Origin of the sequence: Streptomyces sp. NBC_00996 (assembly GCF_045162675.1) — a bacterium.
In the GTDB taxonomy this organism is placed as follows: domain Bacteria; phylum Actinomycetota; class Actinomycetes; order Streptomycetales; family Streptomycetaceae; genus Streptomyces.
Genome location: NZ_CP108723.1, coordinates 3,822,138 through 3,838,098, shown reverse-complemented (window position 1 = coordinate 3,838,098; position 15,961 = coordinate 3,822,138). Strand labels below are relative to the sequence as shown.

The 15,961-nt window shown below is 70.0% G+C and carries 12 protein-coding genes and 2 pseudogenes; 5 read left to right on the top strand and 9 right to left on the bottom strand.

Annotated elements, in window-relative coordinates:
* Positions 1-44: 44 nt before the first annotated feature.
* Together OG390_RS18135 and OG390_RS18130 are read right to left on the bottom strand one after the other, a co-directional pair.
* The gene (locus OG390_RS18135; RefSeq protein WP_406169181.1) at positions 45-3,362 is read right to left on the bottom strand and encodes a S8 family serine peptidase; all 3,318 of its coding nucleotides are present in this window, start codon (positions 3,360-3,362) and stop codon (positions 45-47) included.
* 222 nt (positions 3,363-3,584) lie between these two features.
* On the bottom strand, positions 3,585-4,121 hold the full coding sequence (locus tag OG390_RS18130; RefSeq protein WP_406169179.1) for a CGNR zinc finger domain-containing protein: 537 nt from the start codon (positions 4,119-4,121) through the stop codon (positions 3,585-3,587).
* 125 nt (positions 4,122-4,246) lie between these two features.
* Between OG390_RS18130 and OG390_RS18125 the strand changes: the two genes are divergently transcribed.
* The 4 genes from OG390_RS18125 (at position 4,247) to OG390_RS18110 (ending at position 8,846) form a co-directional block, all read left to right on the top strand.
* Complete coding sequence (locus tag OG390_RS18125) at positions 4,247-4,690, top strand: VOC family protein (RefSeq protein WP_406169177.1); 444 nt, start codon at positions 4,247-4,249, stop codon at positions 4,688-4,690.
* 29 nt (positions 4,691-4,719) lie between these two features.
* Positions 4,720-5,589: a pyridoxamine 5'-phosphate oxidase family protein gene (locus tag OG390_RS18120; RefSeq protein WP_406169175.1), complete on the top strand. Its 870-nt coding sequence runs from the start codon at positions 4,720-4,722 to the stop codon at positions 5,587-5,589.
* Between the two features lie 249 nt (positions 5,590-5,838).
* Positions 5,839-7,617: a TIGR03767 family metallophosphoesterase gene (locus OG390_RS18115; RefSeq protein WP_406169174.1), complete on the top strand. Its 1,779-nt coding sequence runs from the start codon at positions 5,839-5,841 to the stop codon at positions 7,615-7,617.
* A gap of 92 nt (positions 7,618-7,709) precedes the next feature.
* Complete coding sequence (locus OG390_RS18110) at positions 7,710-8,846, top strand: serine hydrolase domain-containing protein (protein WP_406169173.1); 1,137 nt, start codon at positions 7,710-7,712, stop codon at positions 8,844-8,846.
* 20 nt (positions 8,847-8,866) lie between these two features.
* Here the strand turns inward: OG390_RS18110 and OG390_RS18105 are convergent, their stop codons facing one another.
* From OG390_RS18105 to pepN, 3 genes are all read right to left on the bottom strand, one after another.
* Complete coding sequence (locus OG390_RS18105; RefSeq protein ID WP_406169171.1) at positions 8,867-9,427, bottom strand: cysteine hydrolase family protein; 561 nt, start codon at positions 9,425-9,427, stop codon at positions 8,867-8,869.
* A 168-nt stretch (positions 9,428-9,595) separates the two neighbouring features.
* Entirely contained in the window at positions 9,596-10,648 is a 1,053-nt protein-coding gene (locus OG390_RS18100; protein ID WP_406169169.1) for a hypothetical protein, read from the bottom strand.
* A 578-nt stretch (positions 10,649-11,226) separates the two neighbouring features.
* Positions 11,227-13,818 carry an aminopeptidase N gene (gene pepN / locus OG390_RS18095; protein ID WP_406169168.1) on the bottom strand — a complete coding sequence of 864 codons (2,592 nt, stop codon included), beginning with the start codon at positions 13,816-13,818 and terminating at the stop codon, positions 11,227-11,229.
* Between the two features lie 137 nt (positions 13,819-13,955).
* Here pepN and OG390_RS18090 point away from each other — a divergent pair, with 137 nt between their 5' ends.
* On the top strand, positions 13,956-14,618 hold the full coding sequence (locus OG390_RS18090) for a DsbA family protein (protein ID WP_406169166.1): 663 nt from the start codon (positions 13,956-13,958) through the stop codon (positions 14,616-14,618).
* 22 nt (positions 14,619-14,640) lie between these two features.
* Here the strand turns inward: OG390_RS18090 and OG390_RS18085 are convergent, their stop codons facing one another.
* From OG390_RS18085 to OG390_RS18070, 4 genes and pseudogenes are all read right to left on the bottom strand, one after another.
* Complete coding sequence (locus tag OG390_RS18085; protein WP_406169164.1) at positions 14,641-14,862, bottom strand: hypothetical protein; 222 nt, start codon at positions 14,860-14,862, stop codon at positions 14,641-14,643.
* Positions 14,863-15,001: 139 nt separating this feature from the next.
* Positions 15,002-15,280, bottom strand: a pseudogene (locus OG390_RS18080) (FGGY family carbohydrate kinase); the annotation flags it as partial.
* A gap of 44 nt (positions 15,281-15,324) precedes the next feature.
* Positions 15,325-15,678, bottom strand: a pseudogene (locus OG390_RS18075) (NAD(P)-dependent oxidoreductase); the annotation flags it as partial.
* Positions 15,594-15,908, bottom strand: a complete 315-nt coding sequence (locus OG390_RS18070; protein ID WP_406169162.1) for an ATP-binding cassette domain-containing protein — start codon at positions 15,906-15,908, stop codon at positions 15,594-15,596. The pseudogene OG390_RS18075 and the gene OG390_RS18070, both read right to left, overlap by 85 nt.
* Between the last annotated feature and the right edge of the window lie 53 nt (positions 15,909-15,961).

Here is a 15,961-nt window from a genome sequence, read left to right as displayed (position 1 = left end):
CGGGCGCCCGTTTCCGGACGCCCGCCCCGCACCAGCCGCAGAAGCTACGGCGTGACCTTCTCGATCTTCACGCTGCCGATGCCCGCGACCGTGCCGCGCGCGTTCACCAGCTGGACCTGGCCGAAGAACTCGCGTCCCGCGGGCGCCGCGGCGGCGGCGGTGACCGAGCCGGACACCGTCGCCGAGTCGCCCGTGCCGAGCAACACCTGCGCGGACGCGTCGACCGTGACCGTGCCGAGCGCGGACGAGAAGAACACGTCCTGGTAGTCGTACGCGGTCGAGCCCGACGGGACCGAGTAGCCCGCGACCTCGATGGTGTACGTCCCGGCGGCCGGGTTCGCGACGGAGACCGCCTCCTCGGAGTCGCCGTCCGCGGACTGCCCGACGACGGTCCCGGCGGCGTTCTTCACCGTCAGGTCGAGGTCGGCGGCCGTGTCGGAGACGTTGCCGATGGAGACGTCGAGGGACGCGGCGCCCGCGGGCACCTCGACCGTGGTGGTCTGCGTCGCGCCGTCCGCGATGGTCGGCCGCGCGGTCAGCGAGGAGCCGAGCGGGCCGCCCTTCAGGGCGCCGTCGAGCGCGGCGTAGTTGTTCGTGACCTTCCAGGAGGCGGTGGTCGGGGTGCCGACCTTGGCCTCGGGGACGGTCACGACGGCCGGGTCGAAGGCCGCGCCGAGCACGGCGGCGTCGAGCTTGTAGGGGTTGTCGAGCAGCGGCGACGTACGACGGGCCTCGACCTCGATCTCCCAGACGCCGGCCTGCGGGTCCGCGTACGAACGCACGTCGGGCTTGCAGCCGTTGCCGTCGAGGTAGTTGTTGTAGCAGTACGGGGTGCTGGTGTTGTCGACCGGGACGCCGTACGGGTGGATCGAGATGAACCGGGTCTGGCTCTTGTCCTTCAGCCCGCTCATCGCGACCTCGAGGGACTTGGCGCCCTCGGGGACGGTGACGAAGTAGGACTGGGTGCTGTTGCGCTGCACCGAACTCGACGCGGAGTAGGTGTACTTGACGGGGGACGAGACCACGACCGTCGACAGGATCTGCTTGTCGATGCCCTCGGTCCTCGGGTCGTCGACCTCCAGGATCGCGCTCTTCAGGCCGGCCGACCTCGGGGCGGCCCGGACCTTGACGGTCACCGGCTGGTTCAGCGGGAGCCTGACCTCGTCCGAGCCGACGATCCGGAAGGTGTGGGCGGCGTTGTTCTCGAAGTGCAGCTCGTGGCGGATCGCCCGGTCCGCGCCCGACGTACGCGTGATCGTGATGTCGTACGTCTTCTTGTCACCGGCCTTCAGTCCGCCCTCGCGGTCGTACAGGCCCGTGCCGAAGCCCGGCGTCTTCAGCGCGTAGTCGATCGCGGTGTCGACCGGGGCCTTCACGGTGTAGTCGTGGGCGGTGGCGCCGTCCTTGATGGCGTCCCAGGCGTCCTCGATGTCGATGAGGCCCGCGCCCTCCTCGTACGCCTGCACACCCTTGATGTGATCGGCGGTCGAGGTCAGCGCGGTGCGCAGGGTGGCGGGCTTCAGCTCGATGCCCTTGCGCTTCGCGGCGCTCAGCAGCAGCGCGGACGCGCCCGCGGCCTGCGGCGACGCCATCGACGTGCCCTGCAGCATCGAGTAGCCGGCCGGCAGCGAGTAGCCCGCCTCGGCGACCGGGGAGCCCGGCAGCCAGGTCTGTGTGGAGTTGATGGAGGCGCCGGGGGCGCTCAGCGTCGGCGTGAAGCCGCCGTCCTCGCGCGGACCGCGCGAGGAGAAGGGCAGCATCGCGTACTTCTTCTCCACCTGCGAGCCGTAGTTGGCGGCCCAGGTCTTCTTGGAGATGGTCGCGCCGACCGAGATGACCTTGTCGGCGAGACCGGGGTCACCGATGGTGTTGGCGCCGGGGCCCGAGTTGCCGGCGGAGATCACCAACTGGACGCCGTAGGTGTCGATGAGACGCGTGTAGAGCTCGGCGCGCGCGTTGTTGCCGTCGTTCAGCGCGGGCAGACCGCCGATGGACATGTTGACGATGTCTACGCCACGGTTGGCGACGAGGTCGATCATGCCCTCGGTGAGCGCGACGTTGGTGCAGCCGCCGGTCCAGGTGCAGGCGCGCGAGGAGACGATCTTCGCGCCGGGGGCCGCGCCGTTCATCCTGCCGCCGAACAGGCCGTTCGCGGAGGTGATGCCCGCGACGTGGGTGCCGTGCTCGGACTCGATGACGCCGATGTTGACGAAGTCGGCCTTCTTGCCGACCCAGTCGCCGCCGTACGGGTCCATCGGGACGTCCTTGCGGATCTCCACGACGAACGGCTGCCGCTCGACGACGTCGGTCGACGGGTTGTCGGTGCCGAAGTAGCCGATCTGGTAGCCGTCCTTGTACGGCTTCATCGGCTTGTCGTCGGTGAAGTCGTTGTTGTTGTTCAGGTCGACGGTGACCGTGCCGGCCGCCGCGTCGTACAGAACACCCCACGCGTCGGTCGTGTCGCCGTCGCGGTTCGCGTCGCCCTTGGCGTCGCCGCCCGTGGTCGCGGACTCGCGGAAGGTGCTGATCTCGTACGAGCCCGCGGGCGCCGTCCAGGTCTTGTTGCTGTAAGTGAAGGTGGGCCCGGTCACCGGGGTGATCATCGGGCGCCAGGTCGCGTCGCTGTCGAGGATCGGGTCGGTCGAGGTGACCCAGTCGACGATCTTGCGCTCGCCGGTGGTCGTCTTCTGCAGCGCGGGGTGGCCCAGGTCGACACCGGAGTCGAGGATGCCGATGGTGATGCCCCGGCCGTCCGCCTTCGGGTGGTCCTTCACGAAGTCGACGGCGCCCGTTTCGAAGGACGGGTTGTACGGGTTCTCGGCGAGGGTTTTCTTGTTGGGGCCGGAGTACGTGGCCGTCGAAGTGGCCTGCTCCTCGGCGCCCTTGGCCGTGTCGGCGCTCGGCGTCGGGTCGTCCAGCGCGATCTCCTGGCGCAGGTCGATCCCGTGCACGGAGGAGAGCTTCGCGGCGGCGGCGATGGCCGAGTCGGCCCGGCCGGTGGGGACGGTGGCCCGGACGTAACCGAGCTTGTCGTAGGTGCGGCCCACGGAGCCGCCCTTGACCGCGTCCAGCTCCTTGGCGACCTGCTCGGTCTGGCCGGGAGCCGTGGCGATCATCATCGTGACGTTCTTGTCACCGCCGGCCTTGGCCTCGGCGAGGAGATCGGCATCGGCGGAACCGAGCTTGGCGGCGGCGGACTTGGTGCCGGGATCGGCCGCCGGGGCGTCCGCGCCCGCGTTCGCGGAGAAGGCCATGGGTATCGGCCCGGCCGCGGAGAGCGCGGCCACCAGGCCCGCGGCCACGGCTGTGCGGGCCACGCGTCTCGCGCCCGATATCGGAGCGCGCTGAGGTTCGGAGGTCATCTGCATCCCTTGTAGGTAAAGGAACGAGCGCGGAGCGACCGGTTCCGACGTTCCTTCGGAACGCGATCGCGTCAGTCCGGTATGTGGACCCGGATGACCGCTCAGCTTTACCTAAGGGGCAGTTGTTTGGGGAGAGTTGACCGAGGCGGGATGGAGTCATGGCGTAATTCCGCCATGCGTCACGCCAGTTATGTCGCTGTATCGCGCGACATGCGCGAGGGTTCAGCCCTCTTTCGTGCGCGCGTAGTGGCGGGACGCCTTCGCCCGGTTACCGCACGACGCCATCGAGCACCAGCGGCGGGTGCCGTTCCGTGAGGTGTCGAAGAAGTGCAGGATGCACGAGTCGTGGGCGCAGTGGCGGATGCGATCGGGGGCGGTGGCGAGCAGCTCCAGATAGTTGCGCGCGGCGAGCCAGGCGGGAGCCCAGGTTGGGTCCTTGAACTCGGCTCTCTCCCCCGGACCCCGGGGGCTGAGCGTGGGGCGCATCCGCCCGTGCGCGAGGACGGCGTCGACGCGGTCCGCCCCGTCCTCCAGGGACCCGTCGACCACGGTGCGCAGGGCGTCGCGGGCCTGGAGCACGTGCCGCAGGGTCGCCTCGTCGGCGACATGGTTCAGCTCGTTCGCGGCCAGCCATACCGAGAGTCCCTCGGTGTCCGTGAGCAGGTCCTGTACGGCCCCCTCGTGCATCCAGCGGGTGTTGAGCAGGTCGAGTGCGAGCGGCTCGCCGGTGAGTGGACGCGGATCGGTGGTGGTGGGCATGGCGGGGCTCCCTTCACGGCTAACCGCTCAAGAGTACGTGACTGGTTGCACCTATCGAGTCTAACCCCTAACCTCGATGACAGAGGTTAGCCCCGCTGGGGGCGTCATCGACAGAGGGGACCGGCATGACACCGCGCACCGGACACATCGGCCTGAACGTCACGGACCTCGACCGCTCACTCGCCTTCTACCGGGACGTCCTCGGCTTCGGCGTGATCGGCGAGGCCAAGGAGGAGGAGTGGCGGTACGCATTCCTGGGGGAGGGCGGCAGTCCGGTGCTCACCCTCTGGCAGCAGGCGCAGGGGGCGTACGACAGCGGGTGCGCCGGCCTGCACCACCTCGCGCTCGAGGTCGACTCGATCGACCAGGTCAGGGAGTACGAGAGCGCCCTGCGCACCTACGGTGTCGACTTCGCGTACGAGGGTGTGGTCGCCCACCGCGAGGGCGCGGCCTCGGGCGGCATCTTCTTCCACGACCCCGACGGCACCCGCCTGGAGATCTACACACCGAATGGCGCACAGGAGGCACCCGCGCCGTCCGCGTCGGCGCCGACCTGCGGTTTCTTCTAGAGCACGGGTATGACTCCCCAGGGGCTGACATGACCTACCACTCCGGCTCGCGCGCCGTGCAGGACCGGGTCGGCGTCCGCGACCTCGCCGATCATGTGGGGCAGGCCATCGGGCAGGGCATCCGCCCGGTGGCCGCCGCCTTCCTCGAACTGCAGCCGATGCTGGTCGTCGGCGCCGCGGACCCGGTGAGCGGCGCCGTGTGGGCTTCGCCGCTCACCGGGGCACCCGGTTTCGTACGGGCCACAGGGTCCCACCAGATCTCGGTCGCGGGCGGGGCCGGGCCCTGCGACCCGCTCGCGCCGGCGCTCTCCACGGCCGGTACCCCTGTCGGCACGATCGCGCTCGACCCGCGCACCCGCCGCCGGATGCGCCTCAATGGACGGGCCCGCCCGACACCCCGCGGGTTCGCGGTCGAGGCCGACCAGGTCTTCTCCAACTGTCCGAGGTACCTGCAGAAGAGGGAGTCGTACGAGACGGTGGACCGCATGCCCGGTGCGGCTCGAAGCGGTCGCGAACTCTCCTCTGAACAGCGGGAGTTCATCGAGGCCGCCGACACCTTCTTCCTCGCCACGGTCCACGCGCGAGGGGCCGACGTGAGCCATCGGGGCGGCAACCCCGGATTCGTACGCGTCGATTCGCCCGGCGAGCTCAGGTGGCGCGACTACCCCGGGAACTCCATGTTCCTGACCCTCGGCAACCTGGCGGTCGACCCACGGACCGGGCTGCTCTTCCTGGGCTGGGAGTCGGGGGCGGCGCTCCAGCTCACGGGCACGGCCCGCACGGAATTCACCGAGGACGGGGAGCGGACCGTCCGTTTCACCCTCACGGAGGTCGTGGAGACATCCGCGGCCAGTCCGCTGCGCTGGTCGGCGCCCGAGTACTCACCGGCCAACCCGTAGGCGAGTGTCGGCGAACAGGTTCAGTACCCGGGAACATGAACACGGAGTGACCGTCTTCCGGCCGTTCGGAGAGGGGTCATGGACGCGCAGGGTGTTCCAAGATCCACGTACGGTGATCGGCGCTGCCCGTTGCTTCCCAGTTAACGTGCAGGTCATTCCCGGTGCCAACGATCCAGTGTGAGCGGGGAGTTCGCAAGTCGAGCGCCCCGCGACCACTGCCGACGCGTTCGCACTCGGGGAGACCGCGCCATGTCGCGCATACGCTCTGTCGCCACTGCCGCTGCCATGAACCGCCGTACGCTACTCGCCGCCACCGGGGCGGTGTCCCTCTCCGCGGGGATCGGCCTGGCCCTGCGTTCCGGCTCGGACGCGCACGCCGCGACCAGCCACGCAGGCCAGGCACCCGTCGCCGACTCGCTCACGCACTCCAAGGCCCAGCCGGGGGTGGCCCCCGCCGGACTGGCTCCGTACACGCGCGGCACCACTCTGAGCAGCGTCGCCACCCCGCGTTCCGGCTCCACCGGGTACCGGCGGCTCGGCGACGGCGCAGGCTGGAAGCGGGTCGTACGCGACGAGCTGGCCGCGGCCAAGTCCGGCCGGGCCGAGCGGCGCACCGCGCTCGCCGCGTTCGTGCAGCTCACCGACCTGCACCTGACCGACGCCCAGCACCCGCTGCGCCTGGAATACCTGCGCGCCCAGAACAAGAGCTTCTGGCGTCCGCAGGAGAGCCTGACCGTCGCAGGCGCCGTCTCGCTCGTCGAGCGGGTCAACTCGCTGCGGGGAGCGCCCGTCACCGGTTCCCCGCTGCACTTCGTCATGACCACCGGGGACAACACGGACAACAACTCCAAGACCGAGCTGGAGTGGTTCCTGAAAGTCATGAGCGGCGGCCGCATCAGCCCCAACAGCGGGGACCCGCACCACTACGAAGGCGTGCAGGCCAGCGGCCTCAAGACGTACTGGCAGCCCGACGCGGCCGTGCGCGACGCCGACAAGCAGCTCGGCTTCCCGCGCATCGAGGGCTTCCTGGAGGCGGCGATCCGCGAACTGCGGAGCCCCGGTCTCAAGCTGCCCTGGTACTCCACCGTCGGCAACCACGACGCGCTCCCGCTCGGCTGCTACGGCTCGCGCGGCGACTCGTACCTCACCGACTTGGCGGTCGGCGGCAAGAAGCTGATGTCGCTCCCGGCGGCGGAGTGCACGGCCCTGGCGAAGAGCATCAAGGACGGCAGCAGCCCGAAGGGCACGGAGCTTCGGGACCTGCTCAAGGCGCACGCCCGGCAGATGCGCTCGGTCACGCCCGACGAGAACCGGGCCCCGTTCACCCCCGCCGAGTACATCCGGGCGCACCTCGACCCCGCGTACACCGGCCCGGGTCCGATCGGCCACGGATACTCCTCCGCGAACCTCGCCGCGAGCACCCAGTACTACACGTTCCGCATCGCCGAGGACGTCATCGGCGTCAGCCTCGACACCACCGACCCCGGTGGCCACTACGAGGGCTCCATCGGTACGGCCCAGCTCCGCTGGCTGGAGAGGACGCTGCGCGAGAACAAGGACTCGTACGTGATCGTCTTCAGCCACCACACCAGCAAGACGATGCGCAACCGCCACGCCGACCCCGCACACCCGGCGGAGAAGCGCCACGGCGGCGACGAGGTCATCGCACTCCTCGCCAGCTTCAGCAACGTGCTGGCCTGGGTGAACGGCCACACCCACAAGAACGAGATCATCCCGCACGCCGCCCCCGACAACCGCTCCTTCTGGGAGATCTGCACCGCCTCGCACGTCGACTTCCCCCAACTCGCCCGCGTGATCGAGCTGGTGGACAACAAGGACGGCACGCTCTCCCTCTTCACCACCCTCATCGAGTCCTCGGCCCCGCACGAGACGGACTTCTCCGACCTCACCCAGACCGGCCTGGCGGCCCTCTACCGCGAGCTCTCCTTCAACACCCCCGGCGCCCGCACGGACCTGTCGGGGACATCACGGGACCGCAATACGGAGCTCGTCCTGAAGAAGGGCTGAAATCCGCTCAACTGGCACACGGACAGGCAACCTTCACACCGGTCCGCCAGGTCCCTCCCCCCGACCAGATTCACGGATGAACGGGGAACGACATGTCAGTGCGTACGGGACTGGTGGGGGCGGCCGCGGTGGTGGTGGCCGGGGCTCTGGCGGGACCCGCGGTGGCGGCGCCTGCCGGAGGGGACCATGCCTCGACCCGGCAGGCGATGGACGCGGCCGTGAAGGACGGCGTCCCGGGGGTGACGGCCACGGCGAAGGACCGGTACGGCACATGGTCCGCCACGTCGGGCGTGGGCGACCTCCGGACGGAGGCGCCGCGCTCGACGGCGGACCACTACCGCGTCGGCAGCATCACCAAGACTTTCGTCTCCACGGTACTGCTCCAACTGGAGGCGGAGGGCCGCCTGTCGCTGGACGACAAGGTGGACAAGTGGCTCCCGGGCGTGGTGCGGGGCCACGGCCACGACGGCAGCGCGATCACACTCCGCCAGCTTCTCAACCACACCAGCGGAATCTTCAACTACACGGCGGACGAGGACTTCGGCCGTACGTACTTCCTGAAGGACGGCTTCTTCGAGCACCGCTACGACACCAACACGCCCGAGCAGCTCGTCGCGATCGCCATGGCCCACAAACCGGACTTCGCGCCGGGCACGTCCTGGAACTATTCCAATACGAACTACGTCCTGGCCGGCATGGTGATCGGCAAGGTCACCGGCCACTCGTACGCGTCGGAGATCCGCCACCGCATCATCGAACCGCTCGGCCTGCACGCGACGTCCGTCCCCGGCACCAGGGTCACGGTCCCGCGGCCGAGCAGCCGCGCGTACTCGAAACTGGCCGAGACGATGACGGGCCCGACGTACGACGCCACGGAACTCAACCCGTCCCTGGCGTCCTCGGCAGGCGAGATGATCTCCAACTCCTCGGACCTGAACCGCTTCTACGCGGCCCTGCTGCGCGGCAAGCTCCTGCCGCCGAAGCAGCTGACAGAGATGAAGACCACGGTCAAGGTCGACGGTATCCCGAACGCGGGCTACGGTCTCGGCCTCATCGACCGCAAACTGACCTGCGGCGTCCACGTGTGGGGTCATGACGGCGGCATCCACGGCTCGACGTCCTCGGCCGTGACCACCGCCGACGGCCGCCACTCCCTCTCCTTCAACTTCAACGGGGACTGGTCGGGGGACAGCGATGCGGTGATCGAGGCGGAGTTCTGCGGCAAGTAGCCTCCCCGAGGCCGCAGGCCCTAGTCGCCGGCGGCGAAGGTGACGTCCCCCGTGTCGATCGTTCCTCCGCGGCGCCCGGGGGCGCTCTGCCACCGCCAGTAGAGGTTGGTGTGAGCGACCACCTGCTCCGGGGACGGTGCGCCGTAGGCAGTGAGGTCCTCCGTGGTGTGGGCGTCGCCGACGAGTGTCACGTCGTAGCCGCGAGTGAAGGCTCCGTGGAGGGTGGAGCGGATGCACGCGTCGGTCTGGGCGCCGGCGACGACGAGGCGGCCCACGCCGCGGTCGGCGAGCAGCGTCTCCAGTTCGGTTTCCTCGAAGGAATCCCCGTAGAGCTTGTGGACGAGGGGTTCCGAGTCCGCGCGGACCAGCTCCGGGACGTACTGCCAGCTGTGGCTGCCGCGCTTGAGGTCGTCGTCGGAGTGCTGTACCCAGATCACGGGCACGTCCTCCGCACGGGCCTTGTCGACCAGGGTGTTGATGTTCGCGATCACGCTGTCGCGGTTGTGGGAGCCGTCCACCACTCCGTTCTGGACGTCGATGACGAGCAGCGCGGTGTTCGGCCGGTCGGGGAGGGTCGTCATGGAGCTCTCCGGTTTCTCGTCGAGGATCCTCGGAAATCCTGTGTCGGCCCCACAGTAGAGCGGGGCACTGACAACGCCACTCCGAAGCGGCGAGCGCATGGGAAGGGGCCCGCGAGGTGTGCTCGCGGGCCCCTTCCCTCCCCTCCTGATACGCGCCCCGGTCCGTTCCTACCGGGGCAGCACCACGACATATGCCGCCGGATCCCGGTCGTTCGAGGCCATCAGCGCGGTGCGTAGGACCGTGGCCTGCTGCTCCATCCCTTCGCGGAGCTTCTTCGGGGTGATGTAGACGACGGTGATGCCCAGGCGTTCCAGGTGTTCGCGCTTGCGGGCGTACTCCGACCAGAGGGCGTCCTCGTCCTGGCGGGGAGCCCGGGTGTCCAGCTCCACCGCGACCGCCTGTTCGGGCCAGTACGCGTCCAGGCCGCCCAGGTGGGGGCCGCCGGGCAGGCGCAGGTCCACGTTCCACACCGGGTCGGGCAGGCCGTACTCACGGACCATGCGGTACAGACGGTCCTCGGCGATGGCGCGGCCCTCGGCCAGCAGTGAATCCACCGCGTCCACCACGTGGGGGCGGCCGAGGAGCCGGGCCGCCGTCAACTCACGGACCACCGCGGCCGGTTCGCAGTGGCCGCCCCGTACCGCCTCCGTCAGCAGCCGGCGTACGGCCCCCGCGTCGGCCAGTTCCGAGACCGCGTCGGCGAGGGCGCGCGGCACGGGGGCGACCGGAACGCCCGTGACCTGCACGGGGGTCGGGAGGGACGGCGTACGGACGATGCGGGCGCAGCCGTTGGACCGGAGGCGGCGCAGGCGGGGGACCAGGACGTCGATCTTGTCGAGGGAGAGGAGGGGCGGGGCCGAGGAGAAGCCGTGCAGGGTCAGCGCCGCCAGGCCCGTGATCAGGGCGTCCGTGTACGGCTGAGGAGCGTGCGGTTCCTCGGCGGCCGGCTGGGCGGGGATGGCGGTCGCCGGGCCGGGCATGGGCGGGCGGGCGGCGTACAGCAGCACCGCGTGCAGGCGCTCCTCGGAAGTGGGCGGGCCGGGGTGCAGGAGGTAGACGCTCGGGAGGATCTGCTGCCAGGGGCCGCCGGGCCGGCACTGCTCGTTCGCGTCGGCGGTGGTCACACCGTGGGCGCGCAGCTGGGCGGTGGTCAGGACGCGCCGCTGTACGTCGGAGAGATGGTGGAGGGGGCGGGGGGAGAGCGGGGTGTTGTGGTTCATGCCCCGGGGTTTCCCGCCCCGGGGCCGCCCTCTAACCGCTGTTACACGCCCGTCGACAAATCTGGACAAGACCGTCCTAAAGTACGGGCGTTCGACTGCCGAAAGGCCCTGGTCCGGACGGGGAGTAATAGGGGTTACGGCTCTGAATACCTGTATTTCGTAACCACCGCGTGCATCGGATTACGTCACTGGCACGCCGGCCACCCACGCCGGCCACCCACGCCGACCACGAGCGCCGACGATCCGTGCCGGCCACGCGTGTCAGCTCTCCGCGCCGGCTCTCCGCGCCGGCCACGCGTGTCAGCTATCCGTGCCGGCTCTCCGTGCCGGCCACGCGTGTCAGCTATCCGTGCCGGGTATCCGTGCCGGGTATCCGTGCCGGCTCTCCGTGCCGGCTCTCCGTGCCGGCTCTCCGTGCCGGCTCTCCGTGCCGGACATGTGCGTCAGCTGTCCGCGCCGGTCACCCACGCCAACCACGAGCGCCGTCGCCGCGTCCGCGTCCGCACCGCGTCAGCACTGAGGACACCGGCCGGAACCGGTGCCCTCGTCGAGCAGTGAGCAGTGAGCAGTGAGCAGTGCTAGCCCGCCGCCACATCGCAGGCCTGTCCCCGCAGGGTGCGCGCCAGATCGTCCCGCGCCTCCAGCACCAGCCGGCGCAGCGCCGGCGCCGCTCCTTCGTGCGCCGCCAGCCAGGCGTCCGTCGCGTCCAGCGTCCCCTGCGAGTCCTGGAGTGACGGGAACAGCCCCTTCACCACGTCCATGCCGATCTGGATGGACCGCTCCGCCCAGACCCGCTCGATCGCCTCGAAGTACTTCGCGGCGTACGGCGCGAGCAGCTCGCGCTGGGACGGCTGCGTGAACCCGGCGATGGTCGCCTCGACGAGCGCGTTGGACAGCGCGTCGGACTCGACCACGGCTGCCCAGGCCTGCGCCTTGACCGCTGCCGAGGGGCGGGCGGCGAGGCAGCGGACCTGGTGGCGTTTGCCGGACGCCGTGTCGTCGCGGGCGAGTTCGGCCGAGAGCGCGGCCTCGTCGGTGACCCCGTGCGCGGCGAGCGGTTCCAGGAACGCCCAGCGCAGCTCCTGGTCGACCTCCAGCCCGTCGATCTTCGCGGTGCCCGCCAACAGGCCTTGCAGCAGCTGGAGATCGGCTTCTTCGGACGCCACCGTCGCGAAGAAACGCGCCCACGTCAGCTGGTGCTGGCTGCCCGGCTCGGCGAGCCGCAGCTCCCGCAGCGCGCCCTCGGCGAGCAGGCGCCCGCCCTCCGTGCGCCAGTGGGGCGCCACGTAGTACGTGAGCGCCGAGTTGGCCCAGGCGTGCAGCATCTGGAGCACACCGATGTCGGACTCGCGGCCGGCGAATCGCAGCACCAGGTCGATGAAGTCGCGGGCGGGCATGAGCGCGTCGCGCGTGAGGTTCCACAGCGCCGACCAGCACAGGGCGCGCGCCAACGGGTCGGTGATCTCGCCGAGTCGCTCCCGCATGGTTGCCAACGAGCCCTCGTCGAACCGGATCTTGCAGTACGTCAGATCGTCGTCGTTGACGAGGACCAGATCGGGGGCGTCGGCGCCGACCAGCTCGTGGACGACCGTACGCGGGCCGTCGACGTCGACATCGGCGCGCGCGTACCGCTCCACGGTGCCCTCGGGCGTGCTGCGGTACAGGCCCACCGCCACCCGGTGCGGGCGCAGTTCGGGGTGCGACTCGGCGGCCTCCTGGAGGATCGCCAGCTCGGTGACGCGTCCCTCGGAGCCCAGGATCACCTGCGGGGTGAGGGAGTTGACGCCGGCGGTCTGCAGCCAGGACCGCGCCCAGGCGGCCATGTTCCGGCCGCTCGTCTCCTCCAGCACCGACAGCAGGTCGCCGAGGCGCGTGTTCCCGTAGGCGTTCCGCTTGAAGTAGCGCCGCGCGCCTTCCAGGAAGGCGTCCTGCCCGACGTATGCGACGAGCTGCTTCAGTACGCTCGCGCCCTTGGCGTAGGTGATGCCGTCGAAGTTGAGCTTGGCGTCCTGGAGATCGCGGATGTCGGCCGTGATCGGATGGGTGGACGGCAGCTGGTCCGCGCGGTACGCCCACGCCTTGCGGCGGTTGGCGAAGGTGATCCAGCCGTCCTTGAAGCGGGTCGCGCCGACCAGTGAGAACGCGCCCATGAAGTCGGCGAAGGACTCCTTGAGCCACAGGTCGTCCCACCACTCCATGGTGACGAGGTCGCCGAACCACATGTGCGCCATCTCGTGCAGGACGACGTTCGCCCGGCCCTCGTACGACGCCTGCGTGACCTTCCCGCGGAAGATGAACTCCTCGCGGAAGGTGACGAGTCCCGGGTTCTCCATCGCGCCGAGGTTGTACTCGGGCACGAACGCCTGGTCGTACTTGCCGAACGGGTACGGGTAGTCGAAGTGGTCGTGGAAGAAGTCCAGCCCCTGCTTGGTCACCAGGAACACGTCGTCGGAGTCGAAGTGGGGTGCCAGGCCCTTGCGGCACATCGCGCCGAGGGGGATCTCCAGCGTCGTACCGTCGTCGAAGGTGCGGGAGTAGGAGTCGGTCGCATAGTGGTACGGGCCCGCCACGACCGCCGTGATGTACGTCGAGATCGGCTTGGTCTCGGCGAACCGCCAGACTTCGTCCGCGAGTTCACCGACGCCGTTGCTCCAGACGGTCCAGCCCTGTGGGGCGCGCACCTCGAAGCGGAAGGGGGCCTTGAGATCCGGCTGCTCGAAATTGGCGAAGACGCGGCGCGAGTCGGCGGGCTCGTACTGCGTGTACAGGTACACCTCGCCGTCCTCGGGGTCGACGAAGCGGTGCATGCCCTCGCCGGTGCGGGAGTAGGCGCACTCGGCGTCGACCACGAGTTCGTTGTCGGCGGCGAGGTCCTCCAGGCGGATCCGGGAGCCGTCGAAGACCTCGCCCGGGTCGAGGTCCTTGCCGTTCAATGAGACGGCGGTCACACTCGGCGCGATCAGATCGGCGAATGTGGCCGCGCCCGGCTCGGCGCAGCGGAAGCGGATCGTGGTCACGGACCGGAAGGTCCGCTGCCCTTCCGTGCCGCCCTCGCCCGCGGGGGAGGCGCCGACGGCGGAGCGCAGGTCGAGGGACACGTCGTACCCGTCGACGGACAGCAGGGCGGCCCGCTCCCGGGCCTCGTCGCGGGACAGATTCTCACCGGGCACGGACGGTACTCCCTCGGCTGGTGTTCAGCATGCGGACAGGCCCGATCCTGCCATGCGCCCCTGACACCGGGCACCCGGGAATGGGGTGGATGGCGATCGGTGTTGCCTGGGGAAACGACCGTATTTTTAGGAGAGCCATGTCCGAGACCGCGAGCACCTCCGCCAAGACCCCCGTCGACTTCTGGTTCGACCCGCTGTGCCCCTGGGCGTGGATGACCTCGCGATGGGTCCTGGAAGTGGAGAAGGTCCGGGACATCGAGGTCCGCTGGCACATCATGAGCCTCGCCGTGCTGAACGAGCCCAAGCTGGACGAGCTGCCCGAGAACTACCGGGAGCTGCTGACCACCAAGGCCTGGGCCCCGGTCCGCGTGGTGACCGCCGCCTGGCAGAAGCACGGCGACGACGTCCTCGGCCCGCTCTACACCGCCCTCGGCACCCGCATCCACAACCAGGGCGAGGGCCCGACCCGCGAGGCGATAGTCGGCGCGCTCGCCGACGTCGGCCTCCCCGCGGACCTGATCGACTACGCCGACCAGGAGAACTTCGAGTTCGACGCCGAGCTGCGCGCCTCCCACAAGGAGGGCATCGACAAGGTCGGCCAGGACGTCGGTACCCCGGTCATCGCCGTCCCCGGCGCCGACGGCGAACAGCTCGCTTTCTTCGGCCCCGTCGTCACCCCGGCTCCCAAGGACGAGGACGCCGCCAAGCTCTGGGACGGCACACTGCTCGTCGCCTCGGTGCCGGGCTTCTACGAGATCAAGCGGACGCGGACGGCGGGACCGGACTTCAGCAACCTGTGAACGTTAGTTTGAACCGGTCCGGTCAACTGAAATCCGCGGGAAGGCTGAAGCCTTTGGACTGGTTCCAGCGGGGCTGGACCCACAGGCACTGCCCGAGTGCGGTCTGGCCCTCGCACCGGAAGTAGCCGGGCGCTTCCTTCTTCCCGCGCAGACTCTCGATGTACGCCTCCTCCGTCTTGTTGATCTTGCGGAACGAGTGCGCCTTCCCCTTGGGGCATTTGGGGCAGTGGATGTAGTCGGACATGTGGGCTTCCCCCCGTCGGAGGGAGCGTAGGCGCGCCGCCCTCTCGGACGTGAGCCCGGAATCCGTCCCGCCGGAGCGGATTTCGGGCGTCACGTCCCCGCGAATCCTCCCGAACTCCTGGTGGAAGCGCTCGCCGTTAGGACGCGGCGGCCCGCACCGGCAGGCCCTCGCCGTCGACGAGCCACACCCCGTCGCCCTGCCCGGTGAGCCCGGCCAGCTCGACGGGGCCCGGCACGGCGGCGGTCAGCGCGGAGAGCGCGGCGACCACCGCCGCGTACACCTCCTCCATGTCCTGCTCGACCAAGCCGCCGCGGATGGTGTGGTCCACCGGCCGTGCCTGCACGGCCAGTTCGCGGCCCGTGGCGTCGAAGGCGGCCGCCTTCACCATGGACGTGCCCACATCGATACCGACGTACATGACCCTCGGCCTCCCTCAGCTCGGTCGTCTCCTGTCGGTGGGCCTCAGTCGAGGCAGTGTGCCGGCGGTTCCCCGCGTGTCCAGCGGCCCACCTCCGCCGCCGCGATCCGTGCGGCCTTTTCGGCCACCGCCCGGCTGGCGCCGCCCAAGTGCGGTGTCATGAGCAGCTGTTCGGTCCCGACGAGGTCGAAGAGAGGGGAGTCCGGCGGCACCGGCTCGCGCTCGTAGGTGTCGAGCGCGGCTGCCGACAGCTGCCCGGTCTTCAACGCGTCGCGCAGCGCGCCCTCGTCGACCAGCGGACCCCGCGCCACGTTCACCACGACGGCACCGGGCGGCAGCAGCGCCAGCTCGCGCGCGCCGATGAGGCCGCGGGTCTCGGAGGTGAGCCGTGCGTGCAGGCGGGCCGCCCCACGACCGAGGCGCCGCCCACCAGGATGTCGCCGCCGGTCACCGTCTCCAGACCCGCGATCATGCGCAGGGTCGTGGACTTGCCGCACCCGGAGGGGCCGAGCAGTCCGAGGAGTTCGCCGGAGCGCAGCTCCAGGTCGATGCCGCGCACCGCGTCCACGGCCGGGCGACCCCGGGACCGGTACGTCTTGCGCAGCTCGCGCAGCGCCAATTCGGCCATCCGCAACCCTTTCTGCTGGGCACTCAGCCACCGGTGCCGGTGGCGCACACTTC